The following is a 26143-nucleotide window of genomic DNA, read 5'->3' as shown; positions in this document are numbered from 1 at the left end:
TAAAAATATGCATAAAAAAGCTAAACAGTTGAGAATATTGCGACATAAGTCTATTTCGAGTACAGCATAGCAATAATATTGCGTGCTTTTATTGTTTGGCGACTTTAAAGTCTAAGGTTGAGTTTTTTTCAAGCAATGTTCGGCTTGATAAATGCTAAAGTTGAGCAATTTAGACTTGACACTGGTCGCTGCTCGCGTTAAAAATTAACCCAAGCAGCAACTCATGCTGGAATAATTATTTAATAAAGATGAATAATAAACAATGAAACATACAAGCACACTATTCCGACTCCTCATTCTCACTCTCGCAGTTACTGCGCGGCGGATATAGTGCTACACGCTTGAGAAAGTCTGCATTTATAAACCCCGCGCATAATACGCGGGGTTTTTTGTATTTAAATTGCCTGAAAGAATAACTGAACGCTTGAAGTTCAATGGAGATAATAGATGTCTGACCGCGTGATTATATTTGACACGACGCTACGTGATGGCGAACAAGCATTAGCAGCCAGTTTAACGGTTAAAGAGAAGCTTCAAATTGCCTTGGCATTGGAACGTCTTGGCGTTGATGTTATGGAAGTGGGCTTTCCGGTGTCATCACCGGGTGACTTTGAGTCGGTACAGACCATTGCTAGAACCGTAAAAAATAGCCGAGTTTGTGCGCTATCACGAGCCCTAGAGAAAGATATAGACGCGGCGGCACAGGCATTATCGGTGGCCGATCAGTTCCGTATCCACACCTTTATATCAACCTCAACAATTCATGTTGAAAATAAGCTTAAGCGCTCTTTTGACCAGGTGTTGGAAATGGCTGTGAGTGCTGTTAAGTATGCGCGCCGATTTACCGATGATGTTGAGTTTTCCTGTGAAGATGCCGGCCGTACGCCGATTGATAACCTTTGTAGAATGGTTGAAGAGGCGATTAAAGCTGGTGCTCGCACGATTAATATTCCTGACACTGTCGGTTATACGGTACCGAGTGAATTTGGTGGCATTATTCAGACTCTGTTTAATCGTGTACCGAATATTGACCAAGCTGTTATTTCAGTTCACTGTCATGATGACCTTGGTTTGTCGGTGGCCAACTCTATTACTGCGGTGCAACATGGTGCCCGCCAAATTGAGTGTACCGTCAATGGTATTGGTGAACGTGCAGGTAACTGTTCGTTAGAAGAGATCGCGATGATCCTATCAACTCGTAAAGGCGCGTTGGGATTAGAGACTGGCATTAATGCCAAAGAGATCCATCGTACCTCGAGTTTGGTCAGTCAGCTTTGTAATATGCCGGTGCAGGCAAACAAGGCGATAGTGGGGGCTAACGCTTTTACTCACTCTTCCGGTATTCATCAAGATGGCATGTTAAAGGCACAGAATACTTACGAGATCATGACGCCAGAAAGTATCGGTTTGAACCGTAGCAACCTGAATATGACGTCACGCTCTGGAAGACACGTGATTAAGCACCGCATGAGCGAACTTGGCTATGGTGAGCAAGATTACGATATGGATGTGTTGTATAACGATTTCTTGGTGTTAGCGGACAAAAAAGGCCAGGTATTTGATTACGATCTTGAAGCGCTAGCCTTTATGGAAGCACAAGCCGAAGATGATGATCATTTTAAATTACAGCAGTTAGTGGTGCATTCAGATTCTACCGAAGGCAGCGCAACAGCCACGGTTAAAGTTGAAGTTAATGGTGAGACCGTTACCGAAGCCGCTATTGGTAATGGCCCTGTCGATGCTGCTTATAAAGCCGTTGCACGTGCGAGTGGTTGTGAGATTGATATTACTAGCTACCAACTTGGCGCAAAAGGCGAAGGGCAAAATGCGCTGGGTCAGGTTGACATTACCGCCAGTTATCATCAGCAGAATTTTCATGGTGTAGGGCTTGCGACCGACGTTGTAGAGGCCTCTGTTAAAGCATTAGTTCATGTGATGAACCTAACGTGGCGAGCCGATAAAGTCGCTGATTGTAAGCAGAAAATTAAGCAGAATAAACAAGAGCTAGGCTGTGTTTAGAGGTTAAACACAGTAATGATTAGATGTAGCCGAATTTAGAAAAATTAAAGGAGTTAATTGTCGTATGAGTTATCAAATAGCAGTGTTGGCTGGAGATGGTATTGGTCCTGAAGTCATGGCAGAGGCCCGTAAAGTGCTAACGGCTATAGAGGAACGCTTCGCGCTTTCTATTGAATATACGGATTATGATGTTGGCGGCGCCGCTATTGATAATCAAGGTTGCCCTTTACCTGACGCAACTCTAAAAGGCTGTGAAGCCGCAGACGCTATTCTTTTTGGCTCTGTCGGCGGTCCTAAGTGGGAACATTTAGCGCCAAATGATCAGCCAGAACGCGGAGCCTTGTTGCCTCTGCGTGGTCACTTTGAACTGTTTTGTAATATGCGCCCGGCTAAATTGCATGCTGGGCTTGAGCATATGTCACCGCTACGCAGCGATATTTCATCGCGTGGTTTTGACGTACTTTGTGTACGCGAGCTCACCAGTGGTATCTATTTTGGTAAGCCTAAAGGTCGTCAAGGTGAGGGCGAAAACGAAGAAGCTTTTGATACCATGCGCTATAGCCGCAAAGAGATCACGCGTATCGCGAAGATTGCCTTCGAGACTGCTCAAGGGCGCCGTAAAAAAGTCACCTCTGTCGATAAGGCAAATGTGTTGGCTTGTTCGGTGCTATGGCGTGAAGTGGTTGAAACGGTCGCCAAAGACTATCCAGATGTTGAGCTTGAACATATCTATATTGATAACGCGACCATGCAGCTATTACGTCGTCCAGATGAGTTCGATGTGATGCTTTGTTCGAACCTATTTGGCGATATTATCTCAGATGAAATTGCCATGCTAACCGGTTCTATGGGCCTGTTATCATCTATCAGCATGAACAGCGCAGGTTTTGGCTTATATGAGCCAGCCGGTGGCAGTGCGCCAGATATTGCAGGTCAAGGTATTGCTAATCCAGTGGCGCAGATTTTGTCTGCTGCACTATTACTACGTCATAGCTTAAAGCAAGATGCAGCCGCTACAGCGATTGAATCTGCGGTAGGTAAAGCACTAAGCGATGGTTATTTAACGGGTGAGCTACTGTCGAGTGAAGAGCGTCATAATGCGAAATCAACCCGTGAAATGGGCGATTATATTGCTCAACTTGTAAGAGAAGGTGTTTAACAATGGCTAAGACGTTATATGAAAAGGTATGGGATGACCATATTGTGGTTGCTGCCGAAGGTGAAGCGCCAATTATCTATGTCGATAGACATCTAGTCCATGAAGTGACATCGCCGCAGGCATTTAGTGGTTTGCAAGTAGCGGGTCGCAAAATGCGCGCCCCAGAAAAGACCTTCGCCACTATGGATCACAATACTTCTACCACTAGTGCTAGCTTAGATGCCTTAAGCATTATGGCGCGCACCCAGGTGCAGACATTGGAGCGCAACTGTAAAGAGTTTGGTGTGCGTCTTTACGATATTCACCATAAAAACCAAGGTATTGTGCATGTTATGGGTCCTGAGTTGGGTATTACCCTACCGGGCACCGTGATTGTATGTGGCGATTCTCATACTGCAACCCACGGTGCTTTTGGTGCATTAGCTTTTGGTATTGGCACTTCGGAAGTTGAACATGTAATGGCAACGCAGACATTACGTCAGCTAAAGGCCAAGACCATGAAGATTGAGGTGCGTGGTCACGTCGCTGATGGCATTACCGCAAAGGATATCGTATTAGCCATTATCGGTAAGATTGGTATGGATGGCGGTACTGGCTACGTGGTCGAGTTTTGTGGTGAAGCTATTGAAGATCTTACCATGGAAGGCCGCATGACCGTGTGTAATATGGCTATCGAGATGGGCGCCAAAGCAGGCATGATTGCACCTGACTCAACCACCGCTGCGTACTTAAAGGGTCGCGAATTCGCCCCGAAAGGCGACAATTGGGAACAAGCCGTAGCGGCTTGGGCAGAATTAAAAACAGACGCTGATGCAGTATTTGATGCGACTGTGACACTTGAAGCGGCGGATATCGCTCCACAGCTAACCTGGGGTACCAACCCTGGGCAAGTCGTCGCGATTGACCAATTGGTGCCTAATCCAATTGATGCCAGTAATTCAACTGTTCGTTCGAGTATTGAGAAAGCACTTGAATATGTTGATTTGAGTGCAGGCACTTTAATGACAGATGTAGGTATTAATAAGGTCTTTATTGGCTCATGTACTAACTCTCGTATTGAGGATCTTCGCGCTGCAGCGGTTCATGCTAAAGGGCGTCAAGTAGCCCAAGGGGTGACTGCGATAGTGGTGCCAGGTTCTGGACTGGTGAAAGAGCAAGCTGAAGCAGAGGGTTTAGATAAGATATTTTTGGATGCAGGCTTTGAGTGGCGTTTGCCTGGTTGCTCTATGTGTCTGGCCATGAATGACGATAAGTTAGAAGCTGGCGATCGCTGCGCCTCGACCAGTAACCGTAACTTTGAAGGTCGACAAGGGCGAGGTAGCCGTACTCACTTGGTGAGTCCCGCTATGGCCGCTGCAGCAGCTGTTGCAGGCCATTTTGTTGATATCCGTAAACCTTACTAGAGAGTTAAGTTATGCAACCATTTATTGCACACACAGGGCTTGCGGTTATCATTGAAAGCGCAAATATTGATACCGACCAGATTATTCCAAAGCAGTTCTTGTCAAAAGTGACTCGTGATGGCTTTGGTATTCACCTATTCCATGACTGGCGTTATCTTGACGACGCTGGCGATCAACCTAATCCCGATTTTAGTCTAAACAAACCCCGCTATAAGGGGGCTTCGATCTTGGTATCGCAAGAGAACTTTGGCTGTGGTTCTAGTCGAGAGCACGCCCCATGGGCACTGGCTGACTTTGGCCTAAAAGTCATTATAGCTCCGAGCTTTGCCGACATTTTTTATGGTAACTCAATCAATAATGGTTTGTTGCCGGTGCGTTTAACGGCAGCGCAGGTCGATCAGTTAATCACCGAGATTGAAGCGCAGCCAGGCGCCGAGGTTAATGTTGATCTGCAAGCATTAACCGTAACATCACCGTCAGGGGCGGTGTTTAGCTTTCAAATAGCAGGTTCTGCCAGACATAATTTGTTGAATGGTTTGGATGCGATTGGATTGACGTTAGCGCAATCGGATGCAATTGCGAGTTATGAAGCAAACCTCCCCGCTTGGCGAGTTTGATCTATGGCTTAAGATGTAAACTTTAAGCGTACATCTGTACCAGGCTATTGTTTCAAGGAAGCCATTTAGGTTTAAACCTAAATGGCTTTTGTTTTAAATGTAACCCTGCAATAGTTAAGGTGTTGTAATTAAGTAGTAAATTGATATTTTATGTAGATTGCAGAGTACTGCATTATTTAGGCTAGTGATTTGTGCTGCTGAAAGCCTACTTTTTTAGTGAACATTTGTTCTTTTGTTTTTGCGTTTGTATCTTTTTGTATTTACTGATTTTGTTTTCTAACTTTCTATTTTGCAATATCTATTTCAGCGACGTTTTTTACCTGTTTGTATCCTGTTTTCAATATTAGAACGTGACCTGTGATTCGTTCTCACTGTGATGCGCTTCTTTGTGTGGTGTTTTATGCTGTTTTTCTTAAAGCGCTTGTAAAGATATTCTGTGCTTGTAAAATCCGCTGCACTTTTAAGTGGAGTGATTACTCTACTTGTTGTAATTACATAATTAGAGAATACAAATGAATAAGCGTTTATTAACACTTGCCGTTAGCTCGGTACTTTTGGGGAATGTGACACAGGTTCAAGCAGCTGGATTTCAGCTAGCAGAATACTCGGCTACGGGCCTTGGTCGTGCATTTGCTGGTGAAGCGGCAATGGCTGATAACGCTGCGGCGCAGTTTCGTAATCCAGCGATGCTTACCTATTTAACAGGTACCCAAATGACGGCTGGCGCCATTTTGGTTATGCCGAATATTGATATCAATGGCGAAGTGACCTATACCGATGGTACTAACCCTACCTCGGCAATGGATATTGCTGACGATGCTGTTATTCCAAACTTCTATGTTTCGCATCAGATAAACCAGCAGTGGTTTGTCGGTTTAGCGCTTGGCAGTAACTTTGGCATGGCGACCGAGCTTGATGATGATTTCCGCGGTACTCAATTTGGTAATGAAGCGTCAGTGACCACAATCGAAATTAACCCGAATGTGGCTTACCGTATTAATGAGCAATTTAGCATAGGTGCTGGAGTACGTTTTGTTATTGGCGAAGGTAGCATTGGTGCTAAAAGTTCTGCTGATACCGTTCTACCGACGCCAGTCGGTAACTTGCCAGTGCCGAAGGGAACAACGCTTAAGTACATGGAAGGCGATGACACCGCTTGGGGCTGGCAGTTAGGTGGTGCGTGGCAGGTCAATGCCGATAACCGTATCGGATTTAACTACCGCTCAGCGGTCGATCAAAATCTTGAAGGTGATGCTAAAGGTTTAGCGTTTAACCCTATGGATCCAAATATGAACATGGCAGGCTCTATGGAGCTGTCATTGCCAGCAACTGCTGAAATTGCGTCATTCCATCAATTAAGTGAGAAGTTAGCGATCCATGCCAGCATCAACTGGACTGATTGGAGTTCGTTTGACAAGCTTGAAGCCGTTATTCCTGCGCTATCTGAGCCGACTCAGCTAGTGAAGCAAGAGAATTGGGAAGATAACTATCGTTTTGCACTGGGTACAACCTACCAGCTAAACGATACTCTTAGCATGAGAGCGGGTATTGCTCTTGATAAGTCTGCTGTGTCAGATGCAAACCGCACTTTAACGATTCCTGAAATGGATCGTCTCTGGTTGAGTGCCGGTATGGGTTACCGCATTAGCGAAAACTTCGATATGGATTTTGGCCTGACTTACATTTTTGCTGATGAATCTCCAGTGGTTGAGCCCCGTCCAGGTATCCCATCAGATGATTCATCTGCACATTTTGGTGGTACTTTTACCGGCACGACCAGCGGTAATATTTTGTTAGTCGGTATTCAAACTAGTTACCGTTTCTAAACTGATCATATTGTTAGCGGGATGACATTATCTAAACGATAATGTTATCTGTTAAAAAGTAAAAGCCTCGCCATTGCGAGGCTTTTTGCTTTCTAAGGGCGTTGGATTATTAGCTGGGTTTTGTGGTAAAAAAGAGTAGGAGTTAGTCTGGGTGCCGACTCCGAGCAAGCTCAAACTAATAACAATAATATGAGGAACACTATGAGTGCCAAAACGTTGATATTGTCATTTAACGCATTGCTTATCGTTTTATACCCTTTATATTCAATTGCTGAGAGCGATGTGCCAATTAAAGCGACCACAACTGCCCCTGTGGCGGTTGTCGAAAAATTTGTCCAAGCGTTTAACGACCATAGTGTCGAGAGACTGTTGTCGTACACTACCGATTCAGTGCATTGGTTTAATCTCTCCGGTACAAAAATGCTGACCGAGACCTCGTCAAAAAATGAACTCGGTGCGGCGATGGCAGATTATTTTGCAACACTCGCCGATGCTAAAGCGACACTGACTCAAGTGGTTAGCTCCGCTAATTATGTCAGCACGGTTGAGAGAGTTACCTGGAGTGATGAAGGTGAATTGAATAGCCAATGTAGTATAGGGGTATATGAATTGCAGCAAGAAAAAATTAATGCTGTGTGGTATTACCCTGCACATGTATGTGAACCGTCAGTAGATAACGGCGCTAGCGTGCAAGCAGAATTACTACAAGATACACGTCAATAAGGAAGTTTTTGTGTCAAAGAAATATGTCATAGCGCTTGATCAAGGCACTACCAGCTCTAGAACCATCGTGTTTGATCATGAGGCCAACATAGTTGCGAGCTCTCAACGAGAGTTTGGCCAAATTTATCCTAAACCGGGTTGGGTAGAGCATGATGCCATGGAGATATGGGCTTCCCAAAGCTCAACGCTAATAGAAGCACTGGCAAGGGCCGATATCCATAGTGAGGATGTAGCAGGAATAGGGATCACCAATCAGCGCGAGACTACCGTTATTTGGGATAAAGTCACAGGTAAGCCAGTTTATAACGCCATTGTGTGGCAATGTAGAAGAAGCAAAGAGATATGTGATGAATTGAAAACCCAAGGGCTGGAAGATTACGTTAAAGATGCTACTGGCTTGCTGTTAGATCCTTACTTTTCTGGCACCAAAATTAAGTGGATATTAGACAATGTTGATGGCGTAAGAGCACGCGCTGAAAGAGGCGAGTTACTATTTGGCACCATTGATACTTGGCTTGTTTGGAAACTGACCGAAGGTAAAGTCCATGTCACCGATCCGACCAATGCCTCACGTACACTATTATTTAATATCCATCGGCAAGAGTGGGATGAAAAGCTACTGAAGGCAATGAATATCCCACGCGCAATTCTTCCTGAAGTTAAACCGTCGTCAGCTATTTATGGTCATACCCGTATTGCAGGCGAGGGTGGCCGTATTGCCATTGCGGGGATTGCGGGCGATCAGCAAGCAGCGCTGTTTGGCCAACTATGCATTGATGAAGGAATGGCAAAAAATACCTATGGTACCGGCTGTTTTTTATTAATGAATACCGGCACTGAAGCGGTGAAGTCTAAACATGGTTTGCTCACCACTATTGCGGTAGGGGCTAAAGGCGAAGTTAATTATGCGCTCGAAGGTTCAGTCTTTATGGGCGGCGCGACCATTCAATGGCTGCGTGATGAGTTAGGTCTTATTCGAGACGCGCAAGATACTGAGTACTTTGCCTCGAAAGTCGATGACACCAATGGAGTGTATCTAGTGCCCGCATTTGTTGGATTAGGTGCCCCTTATTGGGATCCTGAGGCCCGCGGTGCATTAGTTGGGCTGACACGCGGCGCCAATCGAAATCATATTATTCGTGCAGCGCTGGAAGCTATTGCCTATCAGAGTCGAGATCTGCTCGATGCAATGAGCAAAGACAGTGGTGTGCAACTTAAGCAAATTAAGGTCGATGGTGGCGCAGTAGCTAATGACTTTTTAATGCAGTTTCAAGCAGATATTACCAATGTTGAAGTATTGCGTCCTGAGTTAACTGAAACCACGGCTATGGGGGCTGCATTCTTGGCTGGCTTAGCGGTTGGTTTTTGGAATTCAACAGTAGAACTAAAGCATAAAGCAGGAATAGATCGTCGCTTTAAACCGCAATTAAATGATGATGCTAGGGCCGTCTTATATGATGGTTGGCAAGAGGCAGTGGCTAGAACACGTTAAATGTTAACGTCTATATGCGGAAAGGGCGAATCATCTTCATTATCCGATGAAGTACGTCGCTCTTCATCATCACGCCTATCTTCGACATCGTTTTTTCGTCTTTCTAATGTGGGGTCTAATTGATAAAGGTCCGCTGAATTTTTGCGTCGATCTTCTCGGGATTGACGTCTCTCTAAATTCGGCGGTAGCTGTGTTTGCGGTTGTTCATGACTATCCGCCGCAATCGCGGCACTGTTATCCACCGGCTTAACGCCATTTTTCTGTTTAATCTCACGCATCTGTGGCCGCGCAAGCATGGCATAAACACTGTCTAAACTGATCATATAGCCCCCCTTTATAAGTTATTGATAGCTAATATATCGGCCGTTATCGATTAAAATTTAGTCTATTTTGGCGATTTATTGAAATTGGTGGTTAAAATCGAAGATTAATGCTCTTTAGTGCATTAAGGGTTAAGTGTTCGCGTAGGCTTGCTGATGATTAGATTGCGACTCAGTGCTTAGCGCTGTAAATGGGTTAAATATCGTTAACCTTATCTTGTCATTTTTTTTTGAGAACGGCTTTTTTTCAAATAATCAGCCTAATTTAGACTTCATTAATGCAGCGGTGATGGGCAAAAACACCACTAGAGTGCTACAGAAGATCCACTATATGACTCTCTACTGTCTGTTTTTCCTACTTATTAGAATCTTTGAATGACCTTGCTCCCACAAAAATCCCTATTTGTGCACTCGATTGCAATTAGATTAAAACTGGCTGCTAACCCGCTTGGTTACTGGAGTTTAAATAGAGGCGAGCCCTTGACAATTCTTGTGTTCTGTCCATAAACTTAGCTGTTGTGGGGAATTGTGGATATTTGTGGATATTTGTGGATATTAAAGAATTAACAAGGATGACTTAGGGTGTTTTCTGGGGCGAGCGCTATCAACTTAGATGCTAAAGGACGAATCGCGATGCCGAAGCGGTACCGTGAGCCTTTGCACGCCCATCATAACAGCCAATTAGTGATTACTGTCGATATTAAATCACCTTGTTTACTGCTCTATCCAATACAAGAGTGGCAGCAAGTTGCCGCTAAACTATCCCAACTATCAGATACTCAGCCAACTGAGCGCGCGATCAAGCGCATGTTGCTTGGCTATGCCCATGAATGTGAATTAGACGGCAATGGCCGCGTTCTGCTGCCGACACCATTGCGCCGATATGCCAATTTGGAAAAACGCGCGATGCTAGTCGGTCAGCTCAATAAATTTGAGTTGTGGGACGAAGCTGCATGGCAGCAACAGATTGAAGAGAGTCGCATTGCGATTCTTAATGAAGATTTAGCAGCTAACCCACGTTTAGCTGACTTTTCGCTCTAACGAGTGATATCAACCAATAGAAGATGAACATGACACAATCATTTGAACACCTATCAGTCTTGCTGACAGAAACAGTCGCAGGACTCAATATACGGGAAGATGGCATCTACATTGATGGTACCTTTGGCCGCGGTGGTCATTCAAGGAAAGTACTTGAACAGTTAGGCCCTAACGGTCGTTTAATCGCTATCGATAGAGATCCGCAAGCGATTGCGGCTGCCGAGCAGTTTAAAGACGACAGTCGCTTCCAGATCGTGCATGGCGGTTTCGGCCAGTTAGCACAATATGTAGAGGAGCTGGGTCTTAAAGGCAAAATTGATGGTGTGTTACTTGATTTTGGTGTGTCTTCACCGCAATTAGATGACGCTGAGCGCGGTTTTAGTTTCTTACGCGATGGCCCGCTTGATATGCGTATGGATAATTCACAAGGCCAAACTGCAGCTCAATGGATAGCCCGCGCTGAGATTGAAGATATGGCATGGGTGTTTAAGACCTATGGTGAGGAGAAAAACTCGCGACATATTGCCCGCTGTATTGCGGCAGACCGAGAGAAAGAGCCATTTTTACGTACCAAAGAATTAGCCGATCTTATCGCGCGTATAACCAAGAACAAAGAACGTAATAAGCACCCCGCAACACGGGTGTTTCAGGCTATTCGAATTTATATCAACAGTGAGTTAGAACAAATTGATCAAGCGCTTGAAGGGGCATTGAAAGTGCTTGCGCCAGAGGGACGTTTGTCTGTGATCAGCTTCCACTCGCTAGAAGATCGCATGGTTAAACGCTTTATTCGTCGCCATAGCCAAGGGGAAAGTGTGCCACATGGCCTGCCTATTACCGAAGCTGAAATTAATAAGACACGCAAGTTGAAAGGCATAGGCAAAGCGATTAAACCATCAGCGGAAGAGATAGAACGTAATGCTAGAGCGCGCAGTTCAGTACTGCGTATTGGCGAGCGCTTACCTTACGATCTTGAGTCACTGTAGAGCCTGGGGTGAGTAAATCGCAGTTGAACCTAACCCGAATTGTGCTGCTAGATTTGTGGCACCACAAATGGGTCATGGTTGTCGCGTTGTTAGTCATGCTCAATGCGGTTGCTGTGGTGTATACCAGCTATGAAGGCCGCAAATACACCAGTCAATGGGAGCAGTTGTTACAAGAACGAGACCGATTAGATATTGAATGGCGAAACCTGCTACTTGAAGAGCAGTCTCGCTCAGAACATAGCAGGGTAACCCGAATGGCGACAAAAGAGCTCAATATGAGGCGTCCATTACCTAGAGAAGAGGTGGTAGTCAGAGTCCCATGAATAAACAGGCGAAGCGGAAACAAAAACCACAGTTAATTCAATGGCGTTTATACGTTGTTGTGGCGTTTGTTTGCCTGTTATTTACTAGTCTGATTGGCCGAGCGGCCTATATTCAGATCATTGAGCCCGAAAAGCTGCGTCATGAAAGCGATATGCGCACCTTAAGAACCACTAGCCGTGAAGTGCAGCGTGGTTTAATTACCGACCGCAATGGTGAAATGCTAGCCGTCAGTGTACCCGTTAAGGCGGTTTATGCCGATCCTAAAGTGGTGCACGATGAAAACGGTTTTGTCGACATGCGTCGCTGGCAAGCATTAGCCGATGTATTGCATGAACCGAAAGATAAAATCCTCAAGCGGGTGCAAGCTAATCCGCGTAAACGCTTCACCTATTTGAAGCGCCAAGTGACCCCGGCTGTTGCTGACTATATCAAAAAACTTAAACTGCCCGGTGTCTATCTAAGGCCTGAATCACGTCGTTACTATCCAACCAGCGAAATATCGGCACAGTTAGTGGGTATTACCAATATTGATGATCTTGGTATCGAAGGGATTGAGAATGCCTACGATGATTGGCTAACGGGCACGCCGAGTAAGCAGAAGGTACGAAAATCTCGCGATGGCCACGTAGTTGAACGTTTGGACATGGTGCAAGAGGGTGAAAGCCCGAATGATCTGGTACTGAGTATTGATCAACGTATTCAGCAGTTGGCATATAGAGAGATAAAAAAAGCCACTGAAGCTAACCAAGCAACATCAGCCTCAATTGTGGTGCTCGATGTCAATACTGGTGAAGTGCTGGCGATGGCCAATACGCCATCATACAACCCAAATTCCCGTGAAAACTTACAAAGCTATCGGATGCGAAATCGTGCGCTGACTGATGCCTATGAGCCTGGTTCTACTATCAAGCCATTTGTGGTTGCAGCAGCGCTTGAAGCTGGCACGATTAAAATTGATGACATTATTAAAACCGGCCCTGGTCGCATGCGTATCGGTGGCAAAATAGTGCGTGATACCCGCAATTATGGTGATCTTTCACTCAGTGGAATTCTGGTTCACTCAAGTAACGTTGGCATGAGTAAAATTGCCTTATCAATGCCAGTGCAAGAGCTATTAGGTTCTTATCAAGCGATGGGGTTAGGTAATTATTCTGGGATTAACCTCGGGGGCGAGAGTTCAGGTTTAATCCATGACCGCAGACGATGGTCAGAGTTTGAGCGCGCGACCCTGTCTTTTGGCTATGGCTTAATGGCAACCCCTTTGCAGATAGCTAGACTGTACGCCACGCTCGGCAGTAAAGGTGTGCTGTATCCTGTTTCAATTTTAAAGCTCAAACAAAAACCAGAAGGCACTCAAGTCATATCTGCTGAAGTAGCGCAGAGCGTGATGGAGATGCTTGTTGGTGTAACCGAGAAAGGCGGTACAGCGCGCAAAGCACATATCGAGGGCTACCCTGTTGCAGGCAAAACGGGCACAGCACGTAAAGCCGTTGCAGGTGGTTATGGTGAAGATTACGTCGCAATTTTTGCGGGCGTGGCGCCAGTACATAACCCAAAGCTTGCCATTGTTGTTGTGGTTAATGAACCTAAAGGCGACCGGTATTATGGTGGCGACATCGCCGCCCCGGTGTTTGCATCAGTGATGTCAGCTGCATTGCAAATGTTGAATGTAGAACCCATTTCTAGTCGCGAGAAAGTTCGTTTAGCGGCTTTATCTAGGAGTGCAGAATAATGTTAATTCGAGATCTACTTGCTCCTTGGTTCCACTATTCAGGAGTAGAAGTATTTAATGATCTAACGCTTGATAGCCGTGCGCTAAAAGCGGGAGACCTATTTGTTGCTGTACCTGGTTACCAGGTCGATGGACGACAGTATATTAAGGCTGCCTTTGAAAAGGGAGCTGTGGCTGTGTTGGTACATACTGACTCGCCGGAAGAGCATGGCTGCATCACCTCAGAAGCTGGATTACAAATTGCTTTCTTTCAGTTAAATCGACAAGTTTCAGCGCTTGCTGCTCAGGCTTACCCAATGTCGAGTCAACGCCCGCGCATTATCGGCGTGACGGGAACGAATGGAAAAACATCGGTAACCCAGCTCATTGCTCAGTTACAACAGCTTCAATCTAAGCAAACTGCCGTTATGGGAACGTTAGGTAATGGCTTGTGGGGCCAACTGGTCGACAGTGGCAATACTACAGCGGATGCGATTACCCTCATTAAGCAGTTACAAGGCTTTGAACATCGCCATGCTGATACCTGTGCGATGGAGGTTTCTAGCCACGGGTTAGTGCAGGGCCGTGTCGAAGCGGTGCCTTTTGACGTGGCGGTATTTACCAACCTGAGTCGAGACCACCTTGATTATCATCACACGATGGAAGCTTATGGTGCAGCAAAGCAGCGACTATTTCATTTTAGCTCTTTGCGGGCAGGGTTGATCAATTGCGATGACGCAACGGGCGCATCGTGGTTAGCACAAACCTCTGCTGCTAAAACGCTAGGGTTCAGCATTAAAGGTGATACCAAGGCCGATATTTATGCCAAACAGTGCCTATATCATGATGGTGGAGTGTCATGCACCTTAGTATGGCCTGAGGGAGAAGCCAAGTTGGAATCGCCATTGCTGGGCGACTTTAACCTGTCTAATTTAGTGGCGGCGTTAGGTGCGCTATATCTGGTCGGTGAAGACATGGCCACGCTGATTAAATCAGCCCATGAGCTAATCCCGGTTGCTGGACGGATGGAACGTTTTACGACGACTAATAACGTCACTTTAGTTGTTGATTACGCACATACCCCCGATGCGATTGAGCAGGCATTGCAGGCATTGAGAGTGCATTGTAAAGGGCAGCTTTGGTGTTTGTTTGGTTGTGGCGGCGACCGAGATTCAGGTAAACGTCCGATGATGGCTCGCAGTGCGGAGCAGTTCGCAGACCGGGTAATGGTTACCAGTGATAATGCTCGCAGCGAAAACCCTGAAGATATTATCGCGGATGTATTTGGCGGATTTACCGAGCCACATAAAGCATTGTCACAAGTTAATCGAAAAACAGCGATCAGAGAGGTCGTTGCGCAGGCTAAAGCGGGTGATATGGTATTACTGGCTGGTAAAGGGCATGAAACTTACCAAGAAGTTAATGGTGAAAAATTAAATTATGACGAACGCGCCTTTACTCAGGCGATAGCGGCAGGTAACACGTGATAACACTATCGTTGGCTGAATTAGCTCGCCACATCGGCGGTAAGCTTCATGGCGAAGATATGTCGATTGAAGAGGTGTCTAGTGATAGCCGAGCGGTGGATGGCAAGACTCTTTTTGTTGCATTGAAAGGCGATAACTTTGATGGGCACAACTTTGTTGCGTCTGCGATAGATAATGGCGCAAAAGCGGTGTTGGTTGAGCGTATTCTGCCAGTGGCTGCTGCGCAGATTGTTGTTGATAGCAGTCAGCGAGCAATGGGCGAGATAGGCGCGTATGTGCGTCAAAAGCTAGCGCCCGTTTGTGTGGCATTGACCGGTTCAAATGGCAAGACCAGTGTTAAAGAGATGGTGGCGACAATTTTGTCTCAGCATCATCAAGTACTTTATACCGCGGGCAACTTTAATAATGAGATTGGCGTACCGCTGACGCTATTGCGTTTGCAGGCTGGCGATCGGTTTGGTGTTTTTGAGTTAGGCGCTAATCACGCTGGTGAAATCGATTACACATCTAGCTTAGTAAAGCCTAGTGTTGCGATGGTTAATAATGTGGCTTCGGCGCATCTTGAAGGATTTGGTTCTTTAGCCGGTGTCGCCAAGGCAAAATCAGAAATATTCAACCACGTGGCAGCAGATGGCACAGCGATTATCAACGCTGATGATGAATTTGTCGCTGTAATGTTAGATGCGTCAAAGCATTTAGCGCAAATAACGTTCGCTATTAGTGCAGATGCCAACGTTAAAGCGACAGAATTAAAAGCGGATAAAGGCGGTAGATACAGCTTCAATATCGCATACGCAGAGCAAAAAGAGTCAGTGGTGTTACCGCTTGTAGGGCGTCATCAAGTTCTTAATGCATTAGCAGCCTCAAGCATATGTTTGGCGCTAAATCTGACATTAAATGATATCTGCCAAGGGTTAAGCTTACTTCAACCAGTAAAAGGAAGAATGTTGCCAACGAGTCTAGGCCGCGTAACTGTTATTGATGATAGTTACAATGCTAACCCAGCCTCGGTCGGTGCTGCGATTGACTGGTTGCAAAAAATTCAGGGGAATCGGTGTTTAGTGCTGGGCGATTTAGGGGAATTAGGCGACAATGCCGCCCTTTTGCACGCTGAACTAGGCGAAGAAGCTAAAACAAGAGGTGTTGATGCACTGTTTTGTGTTGGTGAGCTAAGTGAAGCTGCAAGTATTGCTTTTGGTGCTACACACTATAAAGATATCAAGGAATTAGTAGAAGAATTAATAGTTTATATTAATAATCTTGCTGGAGATATCACCATATTAGTCAAAGGTTCTCGTAGTGCGAGAATGGAACGTGTAGTTGACGCTTTAACAATGGCCTTTGGTCGCGGGGAGTTTGTTTAATGCTGGTTTACCTGGCGGAGTATTTAACCCAATTTTACAGTGGGTTTAACGTATTTTCTTATGTCACATTTAGAGCCATTCTAGGCTTGATGACAGCATTGGTGTTTAGTCTTTGGTGGGGACCAAAGATGATCGAACGTTTGCAGTTATTGCAAATTGGTCAAGTTGTGCGTAACGATGGTCCAGAGTCACACTTTAGTAAGCGTGGAACGCCGACAATGGGCGGTTTACTTATTCTTGCTGGTGTCTTCATCAGCGTATTGCTATGGGGTGATTTGGGTAGCCGCTACGTTTGGGTTGTGCTGTTTGTGTTAGCCAGCTTCGGCACCATTGGTTTTATTGATGATTACCGTAAAGTTGTTCGCAAAGATACTAAAGGCTTGATAGCAAGATGGAAATATCTGCTGCAGTCCTTGGCTGCCATTTTGATTGCATTTTACCTCTATGCTTCGGCTGAAACAGCAGGTGAAACCCAGTTAGTAGTACCTTTCTTTAAAGATGTGATGCCACAACTTGGTGGTTTCTTTATCGTACTGGTGTATTTCACTATCGTAGGTTCTAGTAACGCGGTGAATTTAACCGACGGACTCGATGGCTTAGCAATTATGCCAACGGTGATGGTCGCTGCTGCATTTGCATTGATCGCTTATCTTTCTGGCCACGTGCAATTCGCAAGCTATCTTCATATCCCTTATCTCCCCGGGGCGGGTGAACTGGTGATTGTCTGCACTGCGATAGTGGGCGCAGGGTTAGGGTTTCTATGGTTTAACACCTACCCAGCCCAAGTCTTTATGGGCGATGTTGGCTCGTTATCTCTTGGTGCTGCACTCGGCGCGATAGCTGTATTAGTACGTCAAGAGATCTTACTGGTCATCATGGGCGGCGTTTTCGTCATGGAGACTGTATCGGTTATTTTGCAGGTGGGCTCATATAAGTTAAGGGGCCAACGTATTTTCCGTATGGCACCGATACATCACCATTATGAGTTGAAAGGTTGGCCTGAACCACGAGTTATCGTGCGTTTTTGGATCATATCCTTGTTCCTAGTTCTGTTAGGACTAGCAACATTGAAGCTTAGATAATACGGACATATAACATGGCGCAGCAGTATTCACACATCGTTTTAGGTTTGGGTGCAACAGGATTATCTGTTGTGCGCTACTTGTGTGAGCAAGGGATAACCCCCTTGGTGATGGACAGTCGAATGCAGCCTCCTGGAGCTGACAAGCTCGCGGCTAACTATCCGCAGGTGAAGTTGATTACAGGTGGCTTTGATTGCCGTTATTTAGTCCAGGCATCGCAGATTGTTATTAGCCCAGGTATTTCGGTTGAAACGCCAGAAGTGCGTGCGGCATTTGATATGGGTATTGAGGTCATTGGTGATGTTGAGCTATTTGCGAGGGCTTTAGCGGCCAGCTCCGCTTGTGTTATTGCAATAACGGGATCCAATGGTAAATCGACGGTCACCACCTTAGTGGGAGAGATGGCTGCAGCTGCAGGACTGTCTTACGCTATGGGGGGGAATATCGGTATTCCGGTGTTGGATCTGCTACTCGAGCCGAAAGCGCTGTATGTACTTGAACTGTCGAGTTTCCAACTGGAAACAACCCATAGTCTCAACTGCATTGCAGCGACATGTTTGAATATTAGCGAAGATCATATGGATCGCTATAGTGATTTGGAATCTTATCGCCAAGCCAAATTGAATCTTTATGATCAAAGTAAGAGCGTGCTGTTTAATCGAGAAGATCTGCTGACGTTACCCAATAGCCCAATGAACCAGAATAGCTTCGGTTTAGATATTCCTGAAGTTGATGCTTGGGGAGTGGTAGAGGGGCAAATTGTACATGGAAGTAGTCAGATTATGGCGATTGCTGATGTTGCCTTAGTGGGGAGTCATAACCATGCCAATTTAATAGCGGCAATGTCATTGGCGACAGCGGCAGGCATCGAACGTCAATATCTTATCGATGTGGCAAAGCAATTTAATGGGCTCACCCATCGCTGTGAAGTGGTTGCTGATATCGCTGGCGTGACCTATGTCAATGACTCAAAAGCCACCAATGTCGGTGCTACCGTTGCAGCTATTGATGGATTAAGTGAGCATTTAGGAGAGTTGATTCTTATCGCTGGCGGTGATGGTAAAGGCGCTGATTTTTCGGCGTTGGCAAGTGCATTAGATAAAGTCAGTACTTTAATTACCCTTGGCCAAGATGGTGACAAAATTGCGGCTTTGAAAGAGGGAGCATTGACCGTTGCAACCATGGCTGAAGCCGTCACTTTAGCGAATAAGGTCTCAACCGCGGGTGATATTGTAATTCTGTCCCCGGCGTGTGCCAGCTTAGACATGTACAGCAATTTTATGGTTCGTGGTGATGATTTTCGTGCCGAAGTTGGCAAGTTAAATGCCTAGCTCGGAAAAGCAGCTTAGTCTGTTTAGCAACCGCTTTAAATGGTCGCTATCAAACTTGTTTGCAGATAGATCTGCGCCGGGAATGCAATTGTATGATCGTGCATTACTGTTTGCTGTGTTGTCGTTGATCTGCTTTGGGTTTGTGATGGTTATGTCGGCTTCGATGCCTGAAGCGCAGAGCCTAACCGGTAATCCATTTCATTTTGTTTGGCGCCACGGCGCCTACTTGGTGGGTTGCGGTATCATTGCTGCCGTCGTCTTACAAATAGAGATGCGTCATTGGCAAAGTTTCAGCCCGTTTTTACTGCTCATTGTCGGCATCATGCTAGTTGCAGTGTTATTTGTCGGAACGACGGTAAATGGCGCGACGCGGTGGTTATCTGTCGGTCCGATTAGAATACAGGTTGCAGAGATAGCCAAGTTTGTTTTTGCAATATATATGGCGGGCTATTTAGTTAGGCGCCACCAAGAGATTAGAGAGAATGCTAAAGGGTTTTATAAACCAATAGCAGTATTTGCGGTGTATGCATTTCTTATTTTGATGCAGCCAGACTTGGGCACCGTAGTGGTGCTGTTTGTCGGAACCGTTGGGTTGTTATTCTTAGCCGGTGCACGACTACTCGACTTTTTCGCGTTAATTTTGACTGGGATACTCGCGTTCGTGGCCTTGGTCGCACTAGAGCCTTACCGTATGCGCCGAGTTACTTCCTTTTTAGATCCGTGGCAAGATCCATTTGGCAGCGGCTATCAGTTAACACAGTCGCTAATGGCATATGGTCGTGGTGATTGGTTTGGTCAAGGGCTAGGTAATAGTATTCAGAAACTTGAGTACCTACCTGAGGCTCATACCGATTTTATCTTTGCTGTTATCGGTGAAGAACTTGGGTTTGTTGGCATTATTATCGTGCTTGCCGTACTGCTCTTTGTTGCACTGAGGGCGATAAAGTTGGGCAATATGTGCCTTGCTCTAGAGCGAGCATTCGATGGGTATCTTGCCTACGGTATTGGTATCTGGATCTGTTTTCAGACGGTGGTCAATGTCGGCGCGAGTATCGGTATGTTGCCCACTAAAGGGTTAACCTTGCCATTTATCAGTTATGGCGGCAGTAGCCTATGGGTAATGACCGCAGCGGCAATGATGTTGATACGAATTGATTATGAAAGAAGATTAAGTGTGATCCAAGCTGTAGAGGGCCGAGGTCTAAAACAATGAGTGAATTAATGACTGAGCAAGCACGAGAAAAGCGCATTTTAATTATGGCAGGCGGCACTGGCGGTCATGTCTTTCCGGCGCTCGCGGTTGCTAAATATTTAAGCCAGCAAGGCTGGAAAGTGCGCTGGTTAGGCACAGCAGACAGAATGGAAGCAAGGTTGGTACCTCAACATGGTTTTGATATCGATTTTATCGATATTAAGGGAGTGAGGGGCAATGGTTTACTGCGTAAATTAGCTGCGCCGTTCAAAGTGTTGCGCTCTGTTATGCAGGCTCGCGCAGTGATCAAAGACTTTAGTCCTGATGTGGTCATGGGCATGGGCGGCTTTGCCAGCGGTCCAGGTGGTGTTGCTGCCAAACTGTCTGGGATCCCTTTGGTACTGCATGAGCAAAATGCGATTCCAGGGATGACCAACAAATTATTATCAAAGGTGGCTAGCGAGGTGCTATGTGCATTTCCAGGTACCTTTACCGATGTGACGGCAGAGACTGTTGGTAACCCTATCCGTAAAGAGTTAATCGCTCTTGGTGGCAATCGGGATTCAGCGTGCGAAGAGGATGCGCTTAAAGTCTTAGTTGTTGGTGGTAGTCTCGGTGCAAAAGTATTTAATGAGGTGATGCCAAGTGTTCTTGAGGGAGTGAGTAAAACACACTCTATGACGGTATGGCATCAAGTTGGACGCAATAATTTAGCGTCGGTGAAAAGTGAATACCAGCATCTAGGGCAAGATGGCAGCGTGAAAGTGGCTGAATTTATTGATGATATGGAATCAGCATATCGCTGGGCAGATGTTGTTGTTTGTCGCTCTGGCGCACTGACGGTTTCAGAGCTAGCGGCCGTAGGGTTACCGAGCTTATTGGTGCCATACCCCCACGCGGTTGATGATCACCAAACTAAGAATGCGCAAGTATTAGTTGAGGCTGGAGCAGCATTTCTGCTACCTCAACCATTGGTTGATAGCAGCAAACTGATCAGCAAACTGTCAATGCTCGCATCGGACAGAACAGAGTTATGCAAGATGGGCGAGCGCGCCCGAGATGTGGCGGTGCTTGATGCAACACAAAGAGTCGCCGACGTCTGTATTAAATTAGCGGAAAAGGGTTGAGATGAGTAACAAAGCAGAGAAGTATTCGCAGCTAAGAACCATGATCCCTGAAATGCGTCGGGTCAAGCATATCTATTTTGTTGGAATAGGTGGTGCTGGTATGGGTGGCATAGCGGAAGTGCTTGTTAACGAGGGATATAAGCTGAGTGGCTCGGATATTGCTGAAAATGCGGTCACAGCACGATTAGCGCAGTTAGGTGTAGTTATTCATATTGGCCATGATGCCAGTCAAGTTAAAGATGTAGATGTTGTGGTGGTTTCGACGGCGATTAGTGCCGATAACCCAGAGCTGGTTGCTGCCAAAGAGTTACGTATTCCCGTAGTACAGCGTGCTGAAATGTTAGCCGAATTGATGCGTTATCGTCATGGTGTGGCAGTCGCTGGTACTCATGGTAAGACCACGACCACAAGCTTAATTGCGAGTGTATATGGCGAGGCTGATCGCGATCCGACCTTCGTCATCGGTGGCTTGTTAAATAGCGCGGGCACTAATGCTCGCCTAGGCCATAGTCGCTATTTAATTGCCGAAGCAGATGAAAGTGATGCGAGCTTTTTACACCTGCAACCTATGGTCAGTGTGGTGACCAACATAGAAGCTGACCACATGGATACCTATGGTGGTGATATTGAAAAGTTAAAGACGACATTTGTCGACTTTATCCATAACCTGCCTTTCTATGGGGTGGCGATAGTGTGTATCGATGATCCTATCGTACGTGAGCTATTACCGCGTTTTAGCCGAAAAATCGTAACCTATGGTTTCAGTGAAGAAGCTGATGTGCAAGCAACTGACTTCTCGCAAACAGGTTATAGCAGCCAGTTTACCGTTAAGCGTAATGGTGTTGAAGATCTGCAGCTGTCGGTAAACCTGCCTGGGGAGCATAACGTCCTCAATGCACTAGCGGCAATTGCAGTGGCAAGTGAAGATGACATAGAAGATGAAGCAATTATAAAAGCATTGGCAGAGTTTCAAGGCATTGGGCGCCGTTTTCAGCAAGTTGGTGATTTTGAAACCAGTAAAGGTGAGATTAAACTCGTCGATGATTACGGACACCATCCAAGTGAGGTAGCAGCCACCATTAAGGCTGCTAGACAGGGATGGCCGGAGCGAAGATTAGTTATGATTTATCAGCCACATCGTTACAGCCGTACTCGCGATCTTTACGAAGACTTTGTCGAGGTACTGTCTCAAGTTGATTGCTTGTTATTACTTGATGTATATGCCGCTGGCGAAGCGCCTATCCCCGGCGCTGATAGTCGTGCATTATGTCGCTCTATCCGCGTCCGGGGTCAGCTTGAACCTGTATTTGTAGCCAGCGCAGAACAGTTGCAGACAGTGTTGCCGGAAATACTTCAAAACGGTGATCTACTTCTCACTCAAGGCGCCGGCAACATTGGCTTGTTATCACGAAATTTGGCACAGTCAAATTTGGGCTTTGATTTAAAAGAAGCAGATGAGAAAAATGCGTAACTTAGAAAGATATACAGTGAGTTATGCGGCAAATTTTGACCCTCAGAATAAGGTCTATATAATGGCTGGCTTTCTGTCTTTGCGACTTCAAAAGAGGGTGTGAAGATGTCTTGGAGCGATAAAGGCCAACGTGTTCGAGTTTTATTGTTAAAAACGGACTGGTATTTATGCTTTGGGTTAGTGTTTTTATTGTGTGTTTTAATCGGGCTTTCAGCTGCGGCTTATAAGCTCAATACCGTATTGAATGATGCGGATGCGTTGCCGATAGAAGCTGTTGCGATTAAGGGCGAGCGGCGTTACACCGCAGATAGAGATATTCAAGTTGCACTACAAGATTTAATGCAACGAAGCTTTTTTTCTGCAGATGTTAATCAAGTGCAACAAGCATTGGAAGCGCTGCCATGGGTTTATCGAGCATCGGTTAGGCGAGAGTGGCCCGCTAAGTTAAAAGTGTATTTAGTCGAACAAATCCCCGTTGCCCAATGGAACGGCGATGCTTGGCTCAATACTTATGGCGAGGTATTTGACGCTCCAATAAGAGAAGGTATACCGAGCTTGCCTTCGCTCTCGGGACCTGAATCGCAAGGTAAATCAGTGTTAACAACCTACCAACAGCTGGGAGAGTTATTAACCATCAATGGATTTAGTTTGCAGAGTTTAAGCTTAAGTGCAAGGCATGCATGGCATGCAGAGTTAAATAACGGTATCAAGCTCGAGCTTGGCCGCGAAGATAGTATGGCAAGGATACAACGATTTATTTATGTCTACCCCAGGCTTGCAGCGCAAGACAAAAAGGTAGGGATGGTGGATTTGCGCTACGACACAGGACTGGCCGTAGATTGGGATGATGCACAAACAGAGAGCCGTTAATTAATGACTAAGAATCTAGATAGAAATCTGATCGTTGCTTTGGACATAGGAACTTCGAAAGTTGCTGTGATCATTGGCGAAGTATTGCCTGACGGTGAGATCAGTATTGTCGGCCTAGGCAATCATCCTTCGAGAGGTATGGATAAAGGTGGTGTAAACGATCTTGATTCTATTGTACGCAGCGTGCAACGAGCACTCGATCAAGCGGAATTAATGGCAGATTGCCAGGTATCTTCTGTCTACCTGAGTATTTCAGGCAAGCATATCGAATGTCAGAACGAAAATGGCATGGTATCGATTAATGATGAAGAGGTGACCCAAGAAGATGTCGACAACGTTATCCATACGGCACGCTCAGTAAAAATTCCAACGGAAAGACGTATTTTACACGTGTTACCGCAAGAGTATGCCATCGATGTCCAAGATAGTATCAAGAGCCCTATTGGCATGTCTGGTATGCGTATGGAGGCCAAAGTGCATATCGTTACCTGTGCTAATGATATGGCAAAAAATATTACTAAGAGTGTTGAACGGTGCGGTCTAAAAGTCGATGACTTAGTGTTTTCAGCCATCGCATCAGCAGATTCAGTGTTAACTGACGACGAAAAAGACCTAGGTGTCTGCTTAGTCGATATGGGCGGCGGTACAACGGATATAGCGGTTTATACCAATGGTGCATTACGCCATTGTGCAGTGGTACCAGTTGCAGGTAATCAGGTGACTAACGACATTGCAAAAATTTTCCGCACACCGTTATCCCATGCTGAACAAATTAAGGTGCAGCATGCAAGTGCGCGCAGCTCTATGGTTAGCCGAGAGGACAGCATTGAAGTCCCGTCCGTTGGCGGGCGCCCATCTCGTAGCATGTCACGACATACTCTGGCTGAAGTGGTTGAGCCAAGATACCAAGAGCTATTTGAATTGATTTTAAAGCAGTTACGCGATTGTGGACTTGAAGACCAAGTGGCTGCAGGCATCGTACTAACAGGCGGAACGGCATCAATAGAAGGGGCGGTTGATATCGCTGAAGCAACATTTGGCATGCCAGTACGAATGGCAAAGCCATTGCCAGTCAAAGGATTATATGAATATGTGGATCAGCCTATTTACTCAACTGGAGTCGGGCTGCTTCATTATGGAGCACGCAGAGTCATTGAGCGTCAATTTGAGCGTCCTGAGCGGCAAGGGGTAACCAGTCTTTGGAATCGGGTCCAAAGTTGGTTTAAAGGCGAATTTTAATTTAGTAACGCAGGCAAACGGAGAAAAGACCATGTTTGAGATCATGGATAGTCATACAGATGAAGCGGTGATTAAGGTCATCGGTGTTGGTGGCGGTGGCGGTAATGCTATCGAACATATGGTTAAGCACAATATTGAAGGTGTTGAATTCGTAGCGACAAATACGGATGCGCAAGCATTACGTAAGTCATCAGCAGGCACCACTATTCAGCTAGGTCGTGATGTGACCAAGGGTTTAGGCGCTGGTGCTAACCCTGAAATAGGTCGTTTAGCAGCTGAAGAAGACAGAGAAAGCATTCGTAATGCAATTAAGGGATCTGACATGATCTTTATTGCAGCGGGTATGGGCGGAGGAACAGGTACCGGCGCCGCGCCTGTGGTTGCTGAAGTCGCTCGTGAAGAGGGGATACTAACGGTCGCTGTAGTCACCAAACCTTTTCCATTTGAAGGGAAAAAGCGTATGACCTACGCTGAACAAGGTATTGAGCAGCTTGCTAAGAACGTAGACTCGTTGATCACCATTCCAAACGAGAAGCTACTGAAGGTACTGGGTCGTGGTACATCGCTGCTTGATGCTTTTGCTGCTGCTAACAATGTACTGCTGGGCGCTGTGCAAGGTATCGCTGAGTTGATCACTCGTCCTGGTCTGATTAACGTCGATTTCGCCGATGTGAAAACCGTGATGTCAGAAATGGGTAATGCCATGATGGGAACTGGTGTAGCAAGTGGTGAAGATCGTGCTGAAGAAGCCGCTGAAGCCGCTGTAGCCAGTCCACTATTGGAAGATATTGATCTAGCTGGCGCACGTGGCGTACTAGTTAATATCACCGCTGGTATGGATATGAGTATCGAAGAGTTTGAAACCGTGGGTAACCACGTGAAAGCCTACGCTTCTGATAATGCGACAGTGGTAGTAGGGGCAGTAATTGACCCTGAAATGTCAGATGAATTGCGCGTAACAGTAGTAGCAACAGGTATTGGTGCTGAGAAAAAGCCTGATATTCAGCTAGTAACCAAACCCGTTTCACGTCCTGAGCCGATAGTGCCAGTGGAAAAGCTAGATGCGGAAGATCCTATTTCGCCTACGTTAACGCACGGCAATACAGCAGCGGCAACCCAACCTGCTGTAGCACCAGCGGTTGAGAAAAAGAACGACCTTGATTACTTAGATATTCCAGCTTTTTTGCGTAAACAAGCAGATTAAAGTGAATGTTAATAGAGTGTTGCGCGGTATAAGGTTGTACTAATGTATTGCCTGAAAGCGGAGTCGTTTTTGGTGAATTGGCAAATATATGCTAATATCTGCAACCAGCAATGTCCATACATGGTTAAAAAGTGTGTGGTTCATGCTCTTTTGTT

General features: G+C 45.9%; 22 protein-coding genes. 21 read left to right on the top strand and 1 reads right to left on the bottom strand.

All coding sequences use genetic code 11. The features are described 5' to 3' along the window. Nucleotides 1–447 precede the first annotated feature (447 nt). The 7 genes from leuA (at nt 448) to glpK (ending at nt 9239) form a co-directional block, all read left to right on the top strand. Nucleotides 448–2019 carry a 2-isopropylmalate synthase gene (leuA, locus tag JK628_RS21220; protein WP_202286878.1) on the top strand — a complete coding sequence of 524 codons (1572 nt, stop codon included), beginning with the start codon at nt 448–450 and terminating at the stop codon, nt 2017–2019. A 64-nt stretch (nt 2020–2083) separates the two neighbouring features. Further along, on the top strand, nt 2084–3178 hold the full coding sequence (gene leuB, locus JK628_RS21215) for a 3-isopropylmalate dehydrogenase (protein ID WP_202286877.1): 1095 nt from the start codon (nt 2084–2086) through the stop codon (nt 3176–3178). A 2-nt stretch (nt 3179–3180) separates the two neighbouring features. Further along, nucleotides 3181–4581, top strand: coding sequence for a 3-isopropylmalate dehydratase large subunit (gene leuC / locus JK628_RS21210; protein ID WP_202286876.1), 1401 nt, complete (start codon nt 3181–3183; stop codon nt 4579–4581). Between the two features lie 11 nt (nt 4582–4592). Further along, entirely contained in the window at nt 4593–5198 is a 606-nt protein-coding gene (gene leuD / locus JK628_RS21205) for a 3-isopropylmalate dehydratase small subunit (RefSeq protein ID WP_202286875.1), read from the top strand. 512 nt (nt 5199–5710) lie between these two features. Continuing rightward, nucleotides 5711–7024: an outer membrane protein transport protein gene (locus JK628_RS21200; RefSeq protein WP_202286874.1), complete on the top strand. Its 1314-nt coding sequence runs from the start codon at nt 5711–5713 to the stop codon at nt 7022–7024. A gap of 201 nt (nt 7025–7225) precedes the next feature. Then, nucleotides 7226–7747: a nuclear transport factor 2 family protein gene (locus tag JK628_RS21195; protein WP_202286873.1), complete on the top strand. Its 522-nt coding sequence runs from the start codon at nt 7226–7228 to the stop codon at nt 7745–7747. Between the two features lie 10 nt (nt 7748–7757). Next, nucleotides 7758–9239 carry a glycerol kinase GlpK gene (gene glpK, locus JK628_RS21190; protein ID WP_202286872.1) on the top strand — a complete coding sequence of 494 codons (1482 nt, stop codon included), beginning with the start codon at nt 7758–7760 and terminating at the stop codon, nt 9237–9239. On the opposite strand, the gene JK628_RS21185 is transcribed toward glpK, so the two are convergent. Further along, nucleotides 9236–9562 (bottom strand): hypothetical protein, encoded by a 327-nt coding sequence (locus tag JK628_RS21185; RefSeq protein WP_202286871.1) that lies wholly within the window; start codon nt 9560–9562, stop codon nt 9236–9238. The two genes, glpK and JK628_RS21185, sit on opposite strands and share 4 nt — an antisense overlap. Before the next feature lie 579 nt (nt 9563–10141). Here JK628_RS21185 and mraZ point away from each other — a divergent pair. From mraZ to ftsZ, 14 genes are all read left to right on the top strand, one after another. Continuing rightward, nucleotides 10142–10600, top strand: a complete 459-nt coding sequence (gene mraZ, locus JK628_RS21180) for a division/cell wall cluster transcriptional repressor MraZ (RefSeq protein WP_202286870.1) — start codon at nt 10142–10144, stop codon at nt 10598–10600. Between the two features lie 29 nt (nt 10601–10629). Beyond that, on the top strand, nt 10630–11586 hold the full coding sequence (gene rsmH, locus JK628_RS21175; RefSeq protein ID WP_202286869.1) for a 16S rRNA (cytosine(1402)-N(4))-methyltransferase RsmH: 957 nt from the start codon (nt 10630–10632) through the stop codon (nt 11584–11586). Nucleotides 11587–11594: 8 nt separating this feature from the next. Then, complete coding sequence (ftsL, locus tag JK628_RS21170; protein ID WP_202286868.1) at nt 11595–11909, top strand: cell division protein FtsL; 315 nt, start codon at nt 11595–11597, stop codon at nt 11907–11909. Continuing rightward, nucleotides 11906–13642 (top strand): peptidoglycan D,D-transpeptidase FtsI family protein, encoded by a 1737-nt coding sequence (locus JK628_RS21165; RefSeq protein ID WP_202286867.1) that lies wholly within the window; start codon nt 11906–11908, stop codon nt 13640–13642. The genes ftsL and JK628_RS21165 overlap by 4 nt, the downstream gene beginning before the upstream one ends. After that, nucleotides 13639–15108, top strand: coding sequence for a UDP-N-acetylmuramoyl-L-alanyl-D-glutamate--2,6-diaminopimelate ligase (gene murE, locus JK628_RS21160; RefSeq protein WP_202289917.1), 1470 nt, complete (start codon nt 13639–13641; stop codon nt 15106–15108). The genes JK628_RS21165 and murE overlap by 4 nt, the downstream gene beginning before the upstream one ends. Further along, the gene (locus JK628_RS21155; protein ID WP_202286866.1) at nt 15105–16472 is read left to right on the top strand and encodes a UDP-N-acetylmuramoyl-tripeptide--D-alanyl-D-alanine ligase; all 1368 of its coding nucleotides are present in this window, start codon (nt 15105–15107) and stop codon (nt 16470–16472) included. The genes murE and JK628_RS21155 overlap by 4 nt, the downstream gene beginning before the upstream one ends. Next, the gene (mraY, locus tag JK628_RS21150) at nt 16472–17554 is read left to right on the top strand and encodes a phospho-N-acetylmuramoyl-pentapeptide-transferase (RefSeq protein ID WP_202286865.1); all 1083 of its coding nucleotides are present in this window, start codon (nt 16472–16474) and stop codon (nt 17552–17554) included. Before JK628_RS21155 ends, mraY begins: the two co-directional genes overlap by 1 nt. A gap of 14 nt (nt 17555–17568) precedes the next feature. Further along, the gene (murD, locus tag JK628_RS21145) at nt 17569–18885 is read left to right on the top strand and encodes a UDP-N-acetylmuramoyl-L-alanine--D-glutamate ligase (protein ID WP_202286864.1); all 1317 of its coding nucleotides are present in this window, start codon (nt 17569–17571) and stop codon (nt 18883–18885) included. Further along, nucleotides 18878–20098: a cell division protein FtsW gene (gene ftsW, locus JK628_RS21140; RefSeq protein ID WP_202286863.1), complete on the top strand. Its 1221-nt coding sequence runs from the start codon at nt 18878–18880 to the stop codon at nt 20096–20098. Before murD ends, ftsW begins: the two co-directional genes overlap by 8 nt. Before the next feature lie 8 nt (nt 20099–20106). After that, on the top strand, nt 20107–21204 hold the full coding sequence (gene murG, locus JK628_RS21135) for an undecaprenyldiphospho-muramoylpentapeptide beta-N-acetylglucosaminyltransferase (RefSeq protein ID WP_202289916.1): 1098 nt from the start codon (nt 20107–20109) through the stop codon (nt 21202–21204). A 1-nt stretch (nt 21205) separates the two neighbouring features. After that, nucleotides 21206–22675, top strand: coding sequence for a UDP-N-acetylmuramate--L-alanine ligase (murC, locus tag JK628_RS21130; RefSeq protein WP_202286862.1), 1470 nt, complete (start codon nt 21206–21208; stop codon nt 22673–22675). A 105-nt stretch (nt 22676–22780) separates the two neighbouring features. After that, nucleotides 22781–23545, top strand: coding sequence for a cell division protein FtsQ/DivIB (locus JK628_RS21125; protein WP_202286861.1), 765 nt, complete (start codon nt 22781–22783; stop codon nt 23543–23545). Nucleotides 23546–23548: 3 nt separating this feature from the next. Further along, on the top strand, nt 23549–24784 hold the full coding sequence (gene ftsA / locus JK628_RS21120) for a cell division protein FtsA (RefSeq protein WP_202286860.1): 1236 nt from the start codon (nt 23549–23551) through the stop codon (nt 24782–24784). A 31-nt stretch (nt 24785–24815) separates the two neighbouring features. After that, nucleotides 24816–25988, top strand: a complete 1173-nt coding sequence (gene ftsZ, locus JK628_RS21115) for a cell division protein FtsZ (protein WP_202286859.1) — start codon at nt 24816–24818, stop codon at nt 25986–25988. The last annotated feature ends 155 nt before the right edge of the window (nt 25989–26143 follow it).

This window comes from Shewanella sp. KX20019 (genome assembly GCF_016757755.1).
In the GTDB taxonomy this organism is placed as follows: Bacteria; Pseudomonadota; Gammaproteobacteria; order Enterobacterales; family Shewanellaceae; genus Shewanella.
This window is presented reverse-complemented; position numbering and strand designations above follow the sequence as displayed.

What these genes read in the sequence shown, in the direction of transcription:
- leuA (WP_202286878.1), top strand. Translation starts at nt 448, where the DNA reads ATGTCTGACCGCGTGATTATATTTGACACGACGCTACGTGATGGCGAA.
- leuB (WP_202286877.1), top strand. Translation starts at nt 2,084, where the DNA reads ATGAGTTATCAAATAGCAGTGTTGGCTGGAGATGGTATTGGTCCTGAA.
- leuC (WP_202286876.1), top strand. Translation starts at nt 3,181, where the DNA reads ATGGCTAAGACGTTATATGAAAAGGTATGGGATGACCATATTGTGGTT.
- leuD (WP_202286875.1), top strand. Translation starts at nt 4,593, where the DNA reads ATGCAACCATTTATTGCACACACAGGGCTTGCGGTTATCATTGAAAGC.
- JK628_RS21200 (WP_202286874.1), top strand. Translation starts at nt 5,711, where the DNA reads ATGAATAAGCGTTTATTAACACTTGCCGTTAGCTCGGTACTTTTGGGG.
- JK628_RS21195 (WP_202286873.1), top strand. Translation starts at nt 7,226, where the DNA reads ATGAGTGCCAAAACGTTGATATTGTCATTTAACGCATTGCTTATCGTT.
- JK628_RS21185 (WP_202286871.1), bottom strand. Translation starts at nt 9,562, where the DNA reads ATGATCAGTTTAGACAGTGTTTATGCCATGCTTGCGCGGCCACAGATG.
- rsmH (WP_202286869.1), top strand. Translation starts at nt 10,630, where the DNA reads ATGACACAATCATTTGAACACCTATCAGTCTTGCTGACAGAAACAGTC.
- JK628_RS21165 (WP_202286867.1), top strand. Translation starts at nt 11,906, where the DNA reads ATGAATAAACAGGCGAAGCGGAAACAAAAACCACAGTTAATTCAATGG.
- mraY (WP_202286865.1), top strand. Translation starts at nt 16,472, where the DNA reads ATGCTGGTTTACCTGGCGGAGTATTTAACCCAATTTTACAGTGGGTTT.
- murD (WP_202286864.1), top strand. Translation starts at nt 17,569, where the DNA reads ATGGCGCAGCAGTATTCACACATCGTTTTAGGTTTGGGTGCAACAGGA.
- ftsW (WP_202286863.1), top strand. Translation starts at nt 18,878, where the DNA reads ATGCCTAGCTCGGAAAAGCAGCTTAGTCTGTTTAGCAACCGCTTTAAA.
- murG (WP_202289916.1), top strand. Translation starts at nt 20,107, where the DNA reads ATGACTGAGCAAGCACGAGAAAAGCGCATTTTAATTATGGCAGGCGGC.
- murC (WP_202286862.1), top strand. Translation starts at nt 21,206, where the DNA reads ATGAGTAACAAAGCAGAGAAGTATTCGCAGCTAAGAACCATGATCCCT.
- JK628_RS21125 (WP_202286861.1), top strand. Translation starts at nt 22,781, where the DNA reads ATGTCTTGGAGCGATAAAGGCCAACGTGTTCGAGTTTTATTGTTAAAA.
- ftsA (WP_202286860.1), top strand. Translation starts at nt 23,549, where the DNA reads ATGACTAAGAATCTAGATAGAAATCTGATCGTTGCTTTGGACATAGGA.
- ftsZ (WP_202286859.1), top strand. Translation starts at nt 24,816, where the DNA reads ATGTTTGAGATCATGGATAGTCATACAGATGAAGCGGTGATTAAGGTC.